Origin of the sequence: Paraconexibacter algicola, from assembly GCF_003044185.1 — a bacterium.
Taxonomy (GTDB): Bacteria; Actinomycetota; Thermoleophilia; order Solirubrobacterales; family Solirubrobacteraceae; genus Paraconexibacter; species Paraconexibacter algicola.
The window spans coordinates 1,622,908-1,639,454 of record NZ_PYYB01000001.1; the positions used below are offsets into that span (position 1 = coordinate 1,622,908).

A 16,547-nucleotide genomic window follows, 5' to 3' on the forward strand; every position below is an offset into this window, starting at 1 on the left:
CCACCAGGGTCCGAGGGAGGAAGCAGACGTGGCAACAGCACAGGCGCCCCGGGTCGACGTCGACCCGGGGCAGGACGGCGGAGCAGGCGGCGGGAAGGTCCGGAGGTTCTTCGGATACTTCATCGATCATCCGTGGGTGATTGTCGGGCTCCTCGCCTTCATCGTCTTCTCCATCTGGGTCTACTCGACCAGGACCCAGAAGTACGAGGTCCGTGCTGTGTTCTCGGAGGCCGTGAGCCTCTACTCCGGCCTGGACGTCCGCGTCGACGGCATCGACGCGGGCAAGGTCAAGAAGATCGAGAACGTCGATGGTCAGGCGATCGTGACGCTCGGCATCGACGACGACGACGTCTGGCCGCTTCGTCGCGGCGCCACCGCCACGCTGCGCTTCGGCACCACGATCGGCAACGGCACGCGGATCATCGATCTCGAGAACGGTCCGCCGAGTGCGCCCGAGCTGCCCGAGGGTGGCATCATCCCGAACGCTGACACCATCGAGGCCACAGAGTTCGACCAGGTCTTCGACACGCTCGACAAGAAGACACGCGCGTCACTGCAGGGCATGCTCCGCGGAACCGGCGACGCCTTCGGTCCGCGTAGGAAGGAGATCGCCTCGGCCGTGACCGAGACCGGCCCCGGTCTCGAAGCGATCGGTGGCTTTGCGGATGATCTGAGCAGGGACGAGCCCGCGCTTCGTGCCTTCGTCGCGAATACGAACCGCGTGACCCGCACGCTAGCCGCCCGCCGGAACGACCTGTCGGGGCTGGTGAACGTCGCCGCGGCCACGTTCGACGAGTTCGCGAACAACACGGCGGGCATCCAAGGTTCGCTCGACACCTTCCCGTCTGCGCTCCGTGAGACGCGGAGCACGCTGACCCGGCTCGACGGCACGGTCGGTCACCTTGACAACCTCGTTCGTGACCTCCGGCCCGGCGCAAGAGAGCTCGGCGGACTCGCCCGCGACCTGCGGCCGGCGCTCGCTTCGCTGCGAGAGACGGTGCCGCTCGCGGTCTCGACACTCCGCACCGGGCGGCGAGCATCGCCGGCGATCGCACGTCTTCTGACGAAGGCACAGCCCTTCTCGGCGGACGCGGCGCCCGCGTTGCGTGACCTCGGGCCCATGTTCGGCTGCATCCGCCCGTACGCTCCCGAGATCGCTGGACTCATCAGCACCTGGGGCAGCTTCACCAGCAACTACGACGGGCTCAGCCACTACGGGCGGATCCAGCCGAACACGTCCGCGACCGCGTCGAGTTCGACGCCGCCCGTCGACTCCGGCCCCTTCACGGACCTGACCGGCCAGGGGTACGCGCTGGTGCGACCCCCGGGCTACCAGGCCGGGAAGTCCTGGTTCATCCCCGAGTGCGGCATCACGCCCGACGGCATCGACCCCTACAAGGACCCGTCCGACCGATGATCTCTCGAATCCTTCCCGCGCTCGTCGGTCTCGTGGCGGTGGTTGCTGTCGCCCTCATGATCACGAACCGCGGCGGCGACGACGCATACATCGCGTACGCGACCTTCGAGGACGCCGGCGGCATTCTGAAGAACTACAACGTGAAGGTCGGCGGAGTGCCGGCGGGCACCGTGACCGACATCAGCCTCACGGATGACGACGACGTGGTGGTGAAAATGGAGCTGGACCCGGGCGCCGCGCCGATCGGGTCCGGAGCTTCGGCCAAGGTCCGGCCCGTCAACCTCCTCGGCGAGAAGTACATCGACCTGGACCCGGGCGACCTCGGGCGGCCGATGCCTGAGGGCTCGACGATCCCGAAGGACAAGACCGCCGTCCCGGTCGAGCTGGACGACGTCATCAACGTCCTCGATCCCGACACCCGCGGACGGTTGCGGCTGCTCATCAACGAAGCGGGCGTCGCGCTTGCCGGTCGGGGCGCTGACTTCAACAAGACGCTCGACGAGCTGCCGCGGGCCATCGACAGCGCCGAGCGCGTCGTCACGGACATCGACGACGAGAACGAAGCGCTGGAACGGGCCATCGTCAGCGGCGACCGCGTGATCTCCGAGGTGAACGCCGGCCGCGACGACCTGGCCGAACTCGTCGACAGCGCAGCGGACGCCCTACAGACCGTGGCCGCTCGCCGCGCCCGACTCGGGGAGACGGTGCGCGGCGCTCCGCAGGCGCTCGCGTCGCTCCGCACGACGCTCGTCCGTCTGCAGTCCGCCTCGACCGAGCTGACGCCGGCAGCCCGCGATCTTCGGACCGCTTCGCCGTCGCTGACGACGACACTGCGCCGCGCGCCCCAATTCGCGAAGGACGCGCGGACGACCCTGCGTACCGCAACACGCGTCGCGCCGCGCCTCTCCAAGCTCGGGCGGCGGAGCACACCCACTCTCCGGGCGCTGCGGCCGACCGCCAGGCGGCTGGCGTCGTTCACCGGCGAGGTCGATCCACTGCTGAAGACGCTGGATCAACAGCGCGGACTGATCGACTTCCTGTCCTTCATGGATAGCTGGGCGGATGTGACGAACAACGCCGACGGCCTCGGGCACCACTTCCGCCTTCGCATCACCGCGGACGCAGAGGCCTTGACATCGGCCGTGTCCAAGTTCATCCCAGACCTGAAGACATCCGCGACGAAGAAGAAAAAGACGGTCAAACGTCCCGCGCCTGCTAAACCGACCCGGGTGCCTGCCGGCTCGGACGACGACCGGCCCGTGGCGAAACCGCCGACGCTCCCGGACGTGACGAAGCCCCTCGTCGATCCGCTCACGCAGGGTCTCCAGGACGTCGGCAAGTCCGTCCAGGAGGCGGTCGGCGGACTCGTCGGAGGCTTGACGGGGAAGGATCGCACCGCACCTGACGGGTCGGGGTCGTCCAGCGACACGACGAAGCTCTTCAACTACCTCCTTGGCCCATGAGAACACGTTTCGCTGAACGGCCCGCCTCGCAGCAGCGAGGCCGCGGCTTCATGATCGCCTTGGGACTGCTCGGCATCGGGATGACGATCGTTTTCACGGCGATCGGCTTCAACGCTCCGAACAGCATCCCCGGCCGGAGCTACTACAACCTGGAAGCGGAGTTCGCCGACGCCGACAACGTCGCACCACATGCGCAGGTCCGCCTCGGCGGAAAGATCGTGGGCCAGGTGCTCCGGCCCCGCGTCGAGGACGGCAAGGCCATCGTCGATCTCCAGCTCGACCCGAAGTACAAGCCGCTGAGATCGGACTCCATCGTCGAGGTCCGCCCACGGTCTGCCGTTGGCGTCCGCTACGTCGACATCGTCCAAGGCGCCGAAGGGACTCCGCTCGCGGAGGGCGACCGCATTCCCGTCGAGAACACACGCTCCACGAGAGCGCTCGACGAGGTGCTCGGAACCTTCGACCCGGCGAGTCGCATCAAGACCCAGCAGCTCCTGCAGGAGCTCGGCCGTGGCTTCCAGGCACGCGGCGAGGACCTCAACGACACGCTCGGCGCCGCCCCGGAGCTGTTGCGCAGTACCCAGGCCGTCGTGGGTACCATCGCCGACCGGACCGACGCAGCGGGCAACCTCGTGCGCGGCGCGGCCATCGCCGCGAACTCCGCCGACCCGGTCAAGACGCAGATCCGGGCCGGATTCGCACCGGGGGCCAAGGCGCTCCGGCCATTCAGCGATGAGGCATCCGACCTGCGCTCCACCCTCGACAAGGCGCCGCCGGCGCTCGACACGCTGAGCGCACGCCTGCCGACGGTCAATCGCTTCGTCACCGAGCTTGATGGGCTGTCGGAGCGTGTCCGTCCGGTGCTGCGATCCGCCCCGACGGCATTCAGGCAGACCAGCGCTCTGCTCTCCGAGGCGCGGCCCGGTCTGCGTGACGCCAACACCACGTTGCGCCGGGCGGACGCCGCGGTCATCCCGACCCTGCAGCTGCTCGATGCGGCGCGACCGGTGCTGCCGCAGCTGGAGTCCACACTCGACAACACGGCGCCGACGGTCGAGCGCCTCGGGCGCTACGGCTGCGACGTCATCGCCTGGGGTCGCCGCTGGACCGAGGCCCTCACGTACGGCAACGCCCTCGGCGGATACCTGCGGTTCAACGTCATCACCCCGACGACCGAGTCTGTCACGGGCCTCGAGGGAGCGGCGGCACCACTGGGCGGTTTCGGCGTGAACCGGAGCCCGTACCCGCGTCCGTGCGAGTCCCAGACCGAGCCAGCGAGCGCAGGCGGCGGAACCATCAACGCAGAGCCGGGGAACTGAAGATGCGCAGTCTGAAGAAGCGATTCGAGTTCATCCCCGGCTCGCATCAGCCCAAACTGATGCGCAACGGCGCGCTGTTCCTGTTGGCCACCGGATTCGTCTTCATGTTTGCCTATCTCGGCGGGACCGTGCCGTTCTGGCCCAAGGGGGGGTACACGATCAAGGCGGAGTTCGAGACCGCAGCGAACGTGTCGACCAAGACCCCAGTGCGGCTTCGCGGCGTCAAGATCGGCAAGGTCGAGAAGGTCGAGCGCCGCGACGGCGCCGACGGTGTCGTTGTGACGATGCGTATCAACGACGACAACGGCGAAGCCGATCTCCGCCGGGATGCGCGAGCGCACATCTATTGGCGCACCCTCCTCGGGTTCGCCTTCTACATCGAGCTCGAGCCGGGCGCGGAGCAGGCGAAACTCGAGGAAGGCGGTCTGATCCCGCTCGACCGCACGACCGCTCAGGTCGAGCTCGACCAGGTCCTGGCGTCGTTGGACAAGCCGAGCCGCGCCGGTGTCCAAGCGATCTTCCGGGAGTTCGACGAGGGGTTCTCGACGCAGAAGGACTCGCAGGCCGGCGCGACGATCGAGAACCTCGGGCCGGCCATGAAGCAGGTCGGACCCGGTGTTGATGCGCTTCGCGGGACGCAGTCCGGCGACCTGACACGGGTCGTTCGCAACTCGAGCCGGCTCATGGGCGCGCTGGCGCGCAACGAGCTGCAGCTCGGCCAGGTTATCTCTAACGGCAACACGACACTCGGCGTGACGGCGGCGCGGCGCGCTGCCCTCGGTCAGATTCTCCAGAACGGTCCCGCGACTCTGCAGGACACGAGGACGACGATGGTCCGGCTGCGGACGACGTTGAACGAGCTCGACCCCGTCGCGGAAGACCTGCGGCCAGGTGCCCGCAAGCTCGACGATGCGTCGTTCGCCCTGCGACCGGCCGTCCGAGAGCTCTCCCCGCTGCTCGAGCGGACGAACCCGCTGTTGCGCACCCTTCGACCCGCGGTTCGCCGTCTCGGGGCCGCGTCCATTTCGGGCGTCCCGCTTCTCGACCGGCTGGATCCGACAGTCGACCGCCTCAACGAGAAGACGATCCCGCTGCTCAACCGCAAGAGTGACATCACCGACATGCCGCTGTACCAGATGATCGGCCCGACCCTCGCGTCCGTTCAGTCGAGCGCCCAGCAGTTCGACAGCCGTGGACATATCCAGCGCTTCCACGCTCTGGAGGCCAGCGAGAACGCGCTCGGGTTCCTTCCTTGCAACACCAACCTGCTGCAGGGGTCGACCACGATCGACTGCTCGGACATCCAGGCGGTCGCGGGGGCCCTCCTGGGCATCCCGCCTGCGGGCGCTGCCCTGGCCTCGACTCCGCGGACCGCCGTCCGAGGCCGCAAGCAGGGCCCACCGCCGGCACCACAGGCGGACGCCGGTACGTTGGTCAAGAAGCTTGCGAACGCCGTCGGAGGTGTGCTGTGAACTCTCGTCTGCTCCTCGAGGTCCGCCGATCGCTCCGGCCGTTTCTCTATCTCACGGTGCTCGCAATTCTTGGTGTCACCGCGTTCGTGGGCATCTTCCGCAACCTCACGTTCTCCCGCCCGTGGGAGGACTACCGCGAGGTGCGCGCGGAGTTCGACGACGTGAAGGGCATCTTCCCCGGCGGACATCAGGTCCGCATCAATGGAGTGCGGGTCGGGATCGTGTCCGAGACCAAACTCGAGGACAACCGCGCCATCCTGACGCTCAAGATCGAGGAGAAGTGGGGGAAGGTCTACAAGAACGCCGAGATGCGCATCCGCCCGGTCACCCCGCTCCAGGACCTGTACGTCAACATCACCGACCGCGGTGACGCATCGGCGGGTGAGGCGACGAAGGACTTCGTCATCGCCGGCGAGCAGACGCAGACCCCTGTCGACATCTCGCGCGTCCTCGACACCTTCAACCTCGACACGCGGCAGCAGATGCGCATCCTGCTCTCCGAGCTCAGTACCGGACTGGACGACGGCGGGCAGAAGCTGCGCGAGAGCTTCGCCTCGCTCGCTCCGTTCCTGAAGGTCGCCGAGCGTACGACCAGGACTCTCGCCGAGCGGGAACGCAACGTCCGGCGGCTCGTCCACAACTTCGGCACTCTGAGCGACGCGCTGGCCAGGAAGGATCGCGAACTCAACACGTTCATCACCGATGGCAACGCGACCCTCGGCGAGCTGGCCAGGAACGACCAGCGACTCGCGCAGACCTTCGACGGAGTGGCCGAGCTCCTGCCGGCCATGCGCTCGTCGTTCGCCAGCGTGCGCGGCTTGTCCGCCGAGCTGGATCCCGCGCTCAGAAGCCTGAAGCCGGTCGCGGACGAGCTCGAGTCGGGGCTCGCCGGCCTGCAGCAGTTCGGAAAGGACGCCCGCCCTGCGTTGCGGGCGCTGCGCCCGGCCGTCACGGACCTGGACAAGATGTCGCGACAGCTCTCGCCCACGGCTGCCTCGCTGGTCACCGCGTTCGACAAGCTGAGCGAGCAGGCGCCCTCGTTCGACCGCATGACGCAGCAGGTCGACGCTTGCGCCGACCAGGTCTTCCGGTTTTTCCCGAACACCATGTCGGTTCTGAAGTTCGAGGACGCGTACGGGTCGTTCCCGCGGGCGCAGCTGACCTACGACACCGATACGGTCGGGAGCGTTGTCCCCGGGGTAAACCTCCGACGCCTGCCGATCTGCACCGACAAACTGGGTGGCGTCGGGGCCCCCGTCGAGAGAGGGAAGTAGCGAGATGCGGGTCAACAACCTCCGCGGGAAGACGCTCGGCCTGGTCGGCTTCACGGTCGTCTGCATCCTGATGTTCCTCTACCTGTACGTCTCGGCGGGCGGTCGACTCCGTCTCGACGACCCATACAACGCCAAGGCTCTGCTCCCGGACTCCTTCAACGTCGTTCCCAACGCGGACGTTCGTCGTGACGGTGTGAAGATCGGCCGCGTGAACACGGTCGAGCCGAAGGGCAGTCTCTCCGAGATCAGCTTCGAGATCGAGAAGGAGGGCCAGCAGTTCCTCTACCGCGACGCGACGGTCAAGGTCCGGACGAAGACGCTTGTGGGAGAGTCCTACATCGAGATCGAGCCGGGCACCCAGTCGGCGGGAGAGCTCCCGTCGGGATCTGTTCTTCCCCTCGAGGCGACGCAGGAGTCCGTCCCGTTGGAGCGGATCCTCTCAACCGTTGATCCCGCGACGCGGCGGCAGATTCGTCGGAACCTCCGTGGGCTCGGTGGCGGGCTCGAAGACAAGGGTGACGAGCTCAACGCGACCTTCGGGGCGATGAAGCCCGCAGTCGCTTCTGGCGGACGGCTCATGAACGTCCTCGAGCCTCAGCGCCGCGAACTCGCGGCACTCGTGGACAACACCGGCGAGGTGCTCGAGGCCTTCGGTGAGCGGGAAGCGGCGTTCCGTGGCCTCGTGACGGATGCGAAGACGACCGCGGAAGCGGTCGCCGCCCGCGACGCCCGACTCCGCGAGTCCATCTCGGAGCTCCCGGAGACCCTCGATCGCGCGCGGACCAGCGTCGGCCGGCTGTCGGCGTTCGCCGGACGGGCGACGCCGACCGTCCGCGACCTCAAGCTCGCGTCTGTCGACCTCGCTCCCGCCGTCCGTGATCTCGGACCCACGGCGAAGTCGGCTCGCGTCCTGTTCGACGAGCTCCAGCCGTTCCTCGATCGCTTCAACCCGGTGCTCGAGGAGCTCCGCCCGGCAGCCAACAGCCTCTCGACGCTCGTGCGGCCGCTCGACACCGTTCTGCGCCAGGTCAACCCGACCGTCGCGTATCTCAGGCCGTACGCGCCCGACATCGCGGCGTTCTTCACCAACGTCCCGGCCATCTTCGACGCCAAGGACGCAGTCGGGATCAAGGGGCGTGTGTTCCCGGTGGCCGGCCCGCAGGTGTTCGCCGGGTTGACCAAGGAGCAGCGCGACCTCCTCGAGGCTCTGACCAAGGCCACCGGCGTGGACAACGTGTACAACGTCCGGACGAACTCCTACCCGAAGCCCGGGGCGATCGGCAAGGAAGCGTCGTCGGACGGCTCGTACCAACGCGTCGAAGAAGACAAGTAGGCGGTGCGGCCCGCCCGGGCGCTCTGGATCGCGTCGGCGGCGTTCGCCGCCGCGATCGTCTTCGCCTCGCAGCTCGATCAGGTCTCGTCCACGGATCTCCTGGTCTCGCCCACCTCCGATGCGGCCGCCGCCCAGTCGGAGCTTGACGCGGACTTCGGCGGCGAGCCGATCGTCGTCACGCTCGCAGCAGACCTCTCGCGGACGCTCTCCCCGTCGAACATCGGCAAGCTCCTCGAGCTGGAGGGCAGAGTTTCCCGGTTGAGCGGGGTCCGCGCCGTCTACGGGCCGGCCACGTTTCTCAACCAGACGATCGCGCAGAGCGAGACAGTCCTCCGCGACGAGCTGGGCGTCGCCGCGACGAAGGGAGCCGCGGCAGCAGACGCTGCACTTCGGGCCGCCCGGCGTTCCGGCGCGTCGCCGGCGGAGGCAGAGCGCCGCGCGGAGCAGGCGAGGATCGACTCGCTCGGACCCAAGGCGGCCCAGTTCCGTGAGCTCATGGTCCGGTTGGGCAGCGTGGGATTCCCTTCCTTGGTCAACCGCGACTACATCAACACGGTTGTCTTCGGAACCGGCGTCCAGCCGAAGCAGCGCTTCCGCTGGCTGTTCCCCGATGCGAAACTCGCGCTGATCATCGTCCGCCCCAACCCAGGGCTTGGCGAAGCCGCGACCTTGGCGCTCGGCAGGCGGATCGAGTCGCTGACCAACGCGGCGGGCATCGGCGATGTCCGCAGCAACGTGGGAGGGTTTCCGCTGCTCGCGTCTGCGCTCGAGCGGGAGACCCGCAGCGAGATCGTGCGTCTGGCGCCGATTGCGATCGGGGCCATGCTCCTGCTGCTGCTCCTGACGCTGCGGCGACGTCGCGGACGGTTCGTCCCGCTCGGCCTGGCGGTCGGCGGCACGGTCGTCGCGGCCGGGTTGAGCTGGCCGCTCGGGCTCGGCCTCTCCGTCTCCACCGTGGCCGCGCTCCCCGTGGTGCTCGGCCTCGCGCTCGACTTCGCCGTCCAGTTGCAGGCCCGGTACTGGCACGAGCGCCACGCGGGACTGGACCCGCAGGACGCCGCGCACGAGGCACGTGACGCGGTCGGGCCGACGCTGATCCTCGCCGCGGGCGCGATGTCGATCGGGTTCCTCGTCCTGCTGCTGACGTCGGTCCCGCTGCTCGACCGGCTCGGCGCGTTCCTCGCGCTCGGCACCGTCTCCTCCGTCGCGGTCGTCCTGCTCGTCGGCCCCGCGCTCCTCGTCGCGCTCGACCGTGGCCTGGTGGCCCCGCTGGGGCTGCCGAAGCGGATGCCGCTCGCCGGCGCCTCGCTGCGTCCCGCCGCGGTCGCCCTGCTGGTCGGCGTCTCCGTCGGCGGCCTCGCCCTCAGCGGGCAGACCCGCCTGGAGTCCGACCTGCGGACCCTGTCGCCCGCCGGGCTGGAGGAGCTACGCGGCGTCGAGGACCTGCAGAAGGCCCTCGGCACGAGCGGTCAGGTGCGCGTCGCCGTCCGCGCGCAGGACGTCACCGACCCCGAGGTCGTCACCTGGATGGGGGCGATGCGCGCCCGCGCGCTGGAGGCCGACTCCCGCCTCGCGCCCGGCCCGAACCTCGCCGACCTCGTCACCGGCGGCGACAGCACCGCGAAGATCGACCGGGCGTCGGTCGACGGCGTGCTCAAGCTGCTGCCGAAGTACTTCGTCGACGCGGTGATCAGCAAGGACCGCAAGGTCGCCGAGATCACGTTCGGGATCCCGCTCGTCAGCGTCGAGGAGCAGGGCCGCATCGTCGACAAGATCCGCGAGGCCGCGCGGTTCGCGCCCGACGGCACGTCGGTCACCGCGACCGGGCTCGTGGCCGCCGCCGCGTCCAGCACCGACTCCCTGCACTCCACCCGCCCCGGGCTGCTGCTCCTCGCCGCGTTCCTGATCGGCGCGGTGCTGTTCGCGGTCTGGCGGGACCTGCTGCGCGTCGCGATCGTCCTCGGCCCGGCGCTGCTCGCCGCCGGCCTCGCCGCGCTGGTCCTCCTGCTGATCGACCTGCGGCTCTCGCCGCTCGGCGCCGCGCTCGAGCCGCTCGTGCTCGCGGTCGGTCTCGAGTTCGGGATGCTGCTCGACATGCGCTACCGGCAGGCCCGCGCCGACGGCCGGACGCCCGAGGAGGCGCGCGACGAGACGACCCGCGAGATCGTCCCCGCCGTGATGCTCTCGGCGTCCACCGTCGCGGTCGGCTTCGCCGTCCTCTTCGCCAGCCGCCTCCCGCTGCTCAGCCAGCTCGGCTGGCTCGTGGCGCTCGAGCTCGCGCTCTGCGTCATCGTCGCGGTCCTCATGGTCCCCGCCCTCGCGCAGCGCCTCGACCGGGGCGCCTCCGCGGTCACGCACCTCCCCGTCCCCGCGTTCGTCGACCGTCTCGCCCGCCGGGCGCGCGGCCTCGGCGACAGGAAGGTCATCACGTAGACCGTCATGGCCAAGCTCACGATCCGCGACGAGGACGAGAAGCCGGAGCCGCCCCGGCGCCGGCCGAAGAAGGAGGCGCCGAAGCCCGCCGACATCCCGCCGGTCGACACCGCACGCGAGGCCCGCTGGGGCCGCGTCGCGGGCGTCGCCGCGATCGGGTCGGTCCTCGCGACGATGGCCGCGCTGCTCATCCAGGGCAGCAGCATCCCGAACCGCGCCGGGCGCGAGGCGAACGACCGGACCACGCTGTTCGACGTCGGCGAGGGCGGTGACGGGCTCGTCGTCTCCACGTTCCTGCAGTCGGCGAGCCTGCTGCTGATCATCGTGGTCGCCTGGTTCCTCTACCGCGCCACCAAGGACCGCAACCCGGCGACGAGCGTGTGGATCCCGCGCGCCGGGACGGTCGGGTTCATCGTCGCCGCCGTCATCGGCGTGCTCGGCTTCTACGAGGTCCGCGACGTCGCGGACCAGTACCTCGGCTCCGGGGCGCGCACGCTCGACCGGGCCGAGACGCTGCTGGACGACGCGCGCGACGGGGCGCTCGGCACCATCAACCTCCTGACCGTCTTCGGCGCGCTGGTGAGTGGCATCTGGCTTTCCCTCTGCTCGCTCGAGGCCGGCCGCGTCGGGCTCCTGACCCGATTCCTGGGCATCTTCGGCGTCGGCGCCGGACTCGCCACCGCGATCCCCGGCCTCGGCATCGGCCCGTATCTGCTCCTGGGCTGGCTCGGAAGCGTGGGCTGCCTCGCCCTCGGGTATTGGCCTGGTGGGCGTCCACCCGCGTGGGACGCCGGTCGCGCCGTCCCGTGGGAGGAGGCGGACGCGCTCGAGCGTGACGCACGCGTCGCTCGCCGCGAGGAGCGGAGCCGGTCATGATCCGGAAGGACGTCCGCAACGGAACAGCGATGGGAGGAGCTCCACGATGATCCGCACGACCGACCGCGACACCACCGACGCCGGGGGGAAGCCGCCGCTGCCGCCGATCCTCGACCCGCCCGGGGTCGACGAGGGGCCGATGCGCCGCGACCTCAAGCGGCAGATCCAGCAGCTCGAGCAGGACATCGCGGCGTTCCACGTCGAGAACTGCCCGTACGAGGCGTTCACCGCGTCGCCCGTCCGCGGTCCCGCGGTGCTCACCAACGCCCAGCTCGAGCAGGTTCGCGACGAGCTCACCGAGATCCGGGCCGAGCTGCACGAGCGCGTCACGCAGCGCGACGTGGACACGATGCTCGCCGGGCTCGAGGCCGCGACCGCCGAGGACCTCGGCATCATCGAGCGGCTCAAGCGCCGGCTGCTCGGGAAGCGCTGAACGACCTTGGGCAAGCGCAGCCGCAAGCGGGGAGGACTCGACGTCGCCGAGCGGCCCATGCCGCCACGGGACGCCGCGGCCTCCGAGCCCGCGCAGGCCCGCCCGGCGCGCGGCACCCGCCCGCCGAAGCAGTCGCAGTACGCGGACGCGCCCGCGACCGGGTTCTTCGGCCGCGTCGCCGAGTCCTGGCGGATGGCGGGCGAGCGCCCGTCCCAGACCGTCCCGAAGGACCAGCGCCGCGCCGCACGGCCCGAGCGGCCGGAGGGGATCTTCGGCGGCGTGCCCGTCAGCGAGATCGCCATGCTCGCCGGCATCATCGGCCTGACCATCGGGTTCGCACGCGGCTTCGACGAGGCCGAGCGCACGATCGTGATCAGCGCCGCCGTCGTCGGCCTCGGCGCCTTCGAGGTCACCGCGCGCGAGCACTTCACGGGCTACCGCTCGCACTCCTTCTTCCTGGCGATGCTGATCACCGTGGCCTTCCACGGCGCGCTCGCGCTGGGCGTCGGCGGATCGGTGGGCAACAGCCCGCTGCTGATCCTCGTCGACATCGGTCTGTTCGCCGTCCTCGCGTGGACGCTGGGCGGACGCTACAAGCGGGCGCGGCAGGGGCTGCGCGGAGGTGCGCGGTGAACCGGTTCCCGTTCGTCCAGTTCGAGTACACGCACTCGCTCGGCCCGCCGGCCGGGCGGTACATCGTGCACCCCGAGGAGGAGACACCCGAGTCCTCCGGGGTCCTCGACGAGCTCGACCAGGCGTTCGACGAGATGTCCGCGGCGGGCGCTCCGGCGGGCGGGGCGACCGTGGCCGAGGCGGCTGCACCGCCGGCCGCCCCCGCGACCGACTTCGACGACGACTACCTGCTCGGCTCGGCCGACGTCCTCGTGATCCGCGTGGTTGGCGCGCCCCCGCCGAAGGGCGGCCGGTTCGGCCGCGGCGGGGCCCCGGAGGTCGCCGACGGCGAGAAGCCGCGCGAGACGTCCCTGACGATCGCGACGATCGTGTTCGGCACCCGGCTGCTCCCCGACGACAAGATCGCCCGGCGGTTCTTCGAGTCCGTCCAGACGAAGGCCGACGAGCGCGACCAGTGGTCCCGCGCCGCGCTCGAGACGCTGAACCGCGCCGTCGTCGCCTACCGCGCGTGCGCGGCCGACCCGTACGTGGCGGACGTCAGCCCGCTCGACGCCCGCGCCACCCGTATCGGGTACGGCATCGCGGAGCTCGTCTCCGCCGGCAAGTGGGAGAAGGCGATCGCCGTCCCACCACCGCCGACCGTGCGGCTGAGCCGCGACCAGAAGCTGATGCCGACCCAGGCGATGGGCATGGTCCTGACCGGCAACGGCAAGGTGCTCGAGTCCGAGGAGCTGGTCCTGCGGGCCGTCCTGGACCTCGAGCAGCACCGCCCGCGCGCCGCCGCGTCCGGGCTGCACGCCGGCTTCGAGCTGCTGCTCGGCGAGTTCGGCGGCCAGGTCATGGCCGGCGCGCTGCAGAGCCAGCTCGAGCGGCTCGTCGAGCAGCGCGATGAGATCAAGGACCTGGCGGCGGCGTCGCGTCGCGGCTCGCTCTCCACACGCGAGGTAGAGCGGCTCGTCGACCTCGCGGAGGCCACCGGAGCATTGGTTGATCGCTGGCGTTACGAAGCGCTGGGCTTCGCCTGAGGTCGGATCGTAGGGTGGGGCAGCCGCCGAACGGGGTGGTTCGGGACGGCGACCCGGCACGAGAGGACGAGCCCGCCAGGTACAGCTCGGTCGCTCGGGCCGTCGTGTAGCCGGCGCTGGATCCGCTGCCTAGGCAGCTTGTGATCCTCGCCCAGCAGCCGGTGGCTCTCCTCCTGAAGGGGTCCGCTTCGACCCCTTCGCCGCCTTCGCATCGCACGTACGCGACGAGGCTCGGCATCACCTGGACGACTCCGCCGACCGCGCCGAGGAGAGTCAGTTTTCACACGGCGGCTTTGCGCGAGGGCCGGCGGCAGCCGGCCGAGACGGCGGTCGAGGTTCGGCCGCTTTCCCGCTACGACGCCCTGATCGCATGACTAGGCCGAGCAGCGATCTCGCGCACCTGTTCCGCCAGCTGAAAGCGCCGGCGGCCGCGGCGGCGTTGCCGGAGTCACCACCGCAGCGATGATCGACCGGCTCGTTCACCCGCCGAGATCCTCGCGCTGAAGGGCGACAGCTGCCGGCTCAAAGACCGCGACCTAGCGAGAGCGATCCCCACCGATTACGGCTCCCGCGGCGAGCGCCGCTACGGCTCGCCCTACGGGCCTCGCCTCCGCGCGCGCGCCGCGCTCCCCCTCCAAGGGGGGTTAGTTTTCGCGCGGCGCTGACCTCGAAGGGTGGTCCAGTTCTCGACCGGCGCAACTGGCACACATTTCGACGGGCCTTGACAATTGGCGCTGTACGCCGGAGATGCGATGGACGGCTTGAGACATGCTTGGGAACTGAGCGCGTAAGCCGGCCGACACCCCGGAGAACCACTGCGTCTCGGGAGGTTCGCGAGACCCGGCGGGCGGGATCGACGCAGACGGGAAGACCGCGCCGCGACCGGCCAGGGTGCGTCCGCGGCGACTACGGGGTTCGGTCGTCGCCGACCACGGAGTGCCAGAGGTGCTCGATCGCCGAGATCAGGCTGGCGTCGGAGACCTGCGGGGCGACGAGGTGCTCGGTGAACGACCGCTCCGTCATCCAGACGAGAGCGTACGCGGCAGCGGTCGCCTCCTCCGGCGTCCTGTTCGGATCGGCGGCGAGCGCACGTCGCGTGCCGCTTTCGACGAACCATTGATGGAAGGCACGCCAGAAGGCCGCGACCTCCGGATCGTAGGTTGCGGCTTCGACGATGGCCGCGACGGCAGCGTGGTGGTCGCGGAAACCGCCAAGGACCGCCTCAAGTGTCTCGCGGAGAACCCCGGTGCCCCCTCGCAGCCACGGGTCGGCGGCACGCCGGAGATCGTCCTGCATCTCAAGACCGAGGGCGAGGACCACGTCCCGCTTGTCCCGGAAATAGGCGTAGAACGTCGGTCGAGACACGCCCGCGGTCGTCGCGATGTCCGCGACCGACAGCGAGGCGAACGCGCCGCGTTCGTCGATCAGCTTCCGGCTGGCGTCGAGCAGGGCCGCCCGCGTGCGAGCCGCGCTCGACTGATCCTGGGGTGGGCGCCGCGAGATGGTTGACACCGGAGACATCATAGGGAATGACATGCCGCCGACATAGAACTTGACAAGCTGTAAAGCGCGAGGTTAGTCTGCTCGCGCCGGAGTCATCGAGAGGAGAACCAATGAGCACCACGAGCAGCACCAACACCGCGAAGACCGACCTCGAGGGCGTTCGTGTCGCCGACCCGGAGCACTGGCGCGAGGGGCCGCCGCACGAGCTCTTCAAGCAGCTGCGCAACGAGTGCCCCGTGCACTGGTCGGGTGGTATGACGAGCTTTCCCGAGGAGCCCGGGTTCTGGTCGGTGACCAACCAGGAGCTGGTGCACGAGGTCAGCCGCAACTACCAGCTGTACTCGTCAGAGCTCGGCGGAATGGTCGGCATGCCGTGGGTGCAGCTCGAGGTGCAGAACGGCATGTTCATCGGGATGGACCCGCCCAAGCACGGGCGCCTGAAGTCCCTGTTCCAGCGCGGCTTCACCCCGAAGCGGATCGCCGAGCACGAGGCGGCGATCCGGGCGATCACGGTCGCGCAGCTCGACAAGCTGGAGGGTCGTGAGACCTGCGATCTCGTCAGCGACCTCGCGCAGCCGGTGGTGTCCCGCGTGATCGGCAGCTTCATGGGCATTGACGAGGCCGACGACGCGATGTGGGCCGAGCTGATGAACCGGTTGGTCGGCGGCGACGACGCGGAGATGAACCCGGAGGGGCCGCAGGACGTGATCGAGACGGTCATCCCGATGATCGTGCAGCGCTGCCAGGTGCTGATCGACGCCCGCCGCGAGAACCCGACCGACGACCTGATGTCGATCCTCGTGCACGCGGAGGTCGACGGGGACACGCTCAGCGACTGGGAGATCGTGATGGGCTTCATCCTGCTCGTCACCGCGGGCAACGACTCCACCAAGGCCACCTTCTGCAGCGGGATGAAGGCGCTGTTGGAGAACTCTGGCGAGCGGCAGAAGCTCATCGACGACCCCGAGCTGATCCCGAGCGCGGTCGAGGAGTGCCTGCGGATGTTCCCCGCATTCGCGCACTTCCGCCGGACGGCGACCGAGGACACCGAGCTTGGCGGGTGCCCGATCAAGAAGGGCGACAAGGTCATGATGTGGTACCCGGCCACCGGGTACGACGAGGACGTCTACGAGGACCCGTACCGGTTCGACGTGACGCGTAACCCGGAGCATCAGGCGTTCGGTGCCGGCGGGCGGCACTTCTGCCTCGGGACCGCGCTGGCGCGGCTGGAGCTGCGCGTCATGTTCGAGGAGACGCTCAAGCGCTTCCCGCACATGGAGTTCGCGGGTGAGCCGCGCTACGCGACGGCGATCTTCGTCAACCAGCTGACGACCTTCCCGGTCCGGCTGTCGCCCGGGGCCTGACC

At 69.6% G+C, this 16,547-nt stretch carries 13 protein-coding genes; 12 read left to right on the forward strand and 1 reads right to left on the reverse strand.

Going from position 1 to position 16,547, the window contains the following annotated elements:
• Positions 1-28 precede the first annotated feature (28 nt).
• Genes C7Y72_RS07765 through C7Y72_RS07815 form a run of 11 tightly spaced genes read left to right on the forward strand, consistent with a single transcriptional unit; the run spans position 29 to position 13,678 of the window.
• Positions 29-1,417: an MlaD family protein gene (locus C7Y72_RS07765; protein WP_107568195.1), complete on the forward strand. Its 1,389-nt coding sequence runs from the start codon at positions 29-31 to the stop codon at positions 1,415-1,417.
• A complete protein-coding gene (locus C7Y72_RS07770; RefSeq protein ID WP_107568196.1) occupies positions 1,414-2,880 on the forward strand; it encodes an MlaD family protein in 1,467 nt (488 codons plus the stop codon). Before C7Y72_RS07765 ends, C7Y72_RS07770 begins: the two co-directional genes overlap by 4 nt.
• A 50-nt stretch (positions 2,881-2,930) precedes the next feature.
• The gene (locus C7Y72_RS07775) at positions 2,931-4,199 is read left to right on the forward strand and encodes an MlaD family protein (RefSeq protein WP_158276713.1); all 1,269 of its coding nucleotides are present in this window, start codon (positions 2,931-2,933) and stop codon (positions 4,197-4,199) included.
• A 2-nt stretch (positions 4,200-4,201) separates the two neighbouring features.
• The gene (locus tag C7Y72_RS07780; RefSeq protein ID WP_107568198.1) at positions 4,202-5,671 is read left to right on the forward strand and encodes an MlaD family protein; all 1,470 of its coding nucleotides are present in this window, start codon (positions 4,202-4,204) and stop codon (positions 5,669-5,671) included.
• Positions 5,668-6,945, forward strand: coding sequence for an MlaD family protein (locus C7Y72_RS07785; RefSeq protein WP_158276714.1), 1,278 nt, complete (start codon positions 5,668-5,670; stop codon positions 6,943-6,945). The genes C7Y72_RS07780 and C7Y72_RS07785 overlap by 4 nt, the downstream gene beginning before the upstream one ends.
• A 4-nt stretch (positions 6,946-6,949) precedes the next feature.
• Complete coding sequence (locus C7Y72_RS07790; protein ID WP_107568200.1) at positions 6,950-8,278, forward strand: MlaD family protein; 1,329 nt, start codon at positions 6,950-6,952, stop codon at positions 8,276-8,278.
• A gap of 3 nt (positions 8,279-8,281) precedes the next feature.
• Positions 8,282-10,711 carry an MMPL family transporter gene (locus C7Y72_RS07795; RefSeq protein WP_107568201.1) on the forward strand — a complete coding sequence of 810 codons (2,430 nt, stop codon included), beginning with the start codon at positions 8,282-8,284 and terminating at the stop codon, positions 10,709-10,711.
• 6 nt (positions 10,712-10,717) lie between these two features.
• Entirely contained in the window at positions 10,718-11,587 is an 870-nt protein-coding gene (locus C7Y72_RS07800; protein WP_107568202.1) for a DUF4386 domain-containing protein, read from the forward strand.
• Positions 11,588-11,633: 46 nt separating this feature from the next.
• The gene (locus C7Y72_RS07805; protein WP_107568203.1) at positions 11,634-12,020 is read left to right on the forward strand and encodes a hypothetical protein; all 387 of its coding nucleotides are present in this window, start codon (positions 11,634-11,636) and stop codon (positions 12,018-12,020) included.
• A 6-nt stretch (positions 12,021-12,026) separates the two neighbouring features.
• On the forward strand, positions 12,027-12,653 hold the full coding sequence (locus C7Y72_RS07810; protein WP_146175297.1) for a hypothetical protein: 627 nt from the start codon (positions 12,027-12,029) through the stop codon (positions 12,651-12,653).
• A complete protein-coding gene (locus tag C7Y72_RS07815; RefSeq protein WP_107568205.1) occupies positions 12,650-13,678 on the forward strand; it encodes a hypothetical protein in 1,029 nt (342 codons plus the stop codon). The genes C7Y72_RS07810 and C7Y72_RS07815 overlap by 4 nt, the downstream gene beginning before the upstream one ends.
• Before the next feature lie 906 nt (positions 13,679-14,584).
• Here C7Y72_RS07815 and C7Y72_RS07825 read toward each other — a convergent pair.
• On the reverse strand, positions 14,585-15,190 hold the full coding sequence (locus tag C7Y72_RS07825; RefSeq protein ID WP_158276715.1) for a TetR/AcrR family transcriptional regulator: 606 nt from the start codon (positions 15,188-15,190) through the stop codon (positions 14,585-14,587).
• Between the two features lie 101 nt (positions 15,191-15,291).
• On the opposite strand from C7Y72_RS07825, the gene C7Y72_RS07830 reads away from it, so the two are divergent.
• Positions 15,292-16,545 (forward strand): cytochrome P450, encoded by a 1,254-nt coding sequence (locus C7Y72_RS07830; RefSeq protein WP_107568208.1) that lies wholly within the window; start codon positions 15,292-15,294, stop codon positions 16,543-16,545.
• The last annotated feature ends 2 nt before the right edge of the window (positions 16,546-16,547 follow it).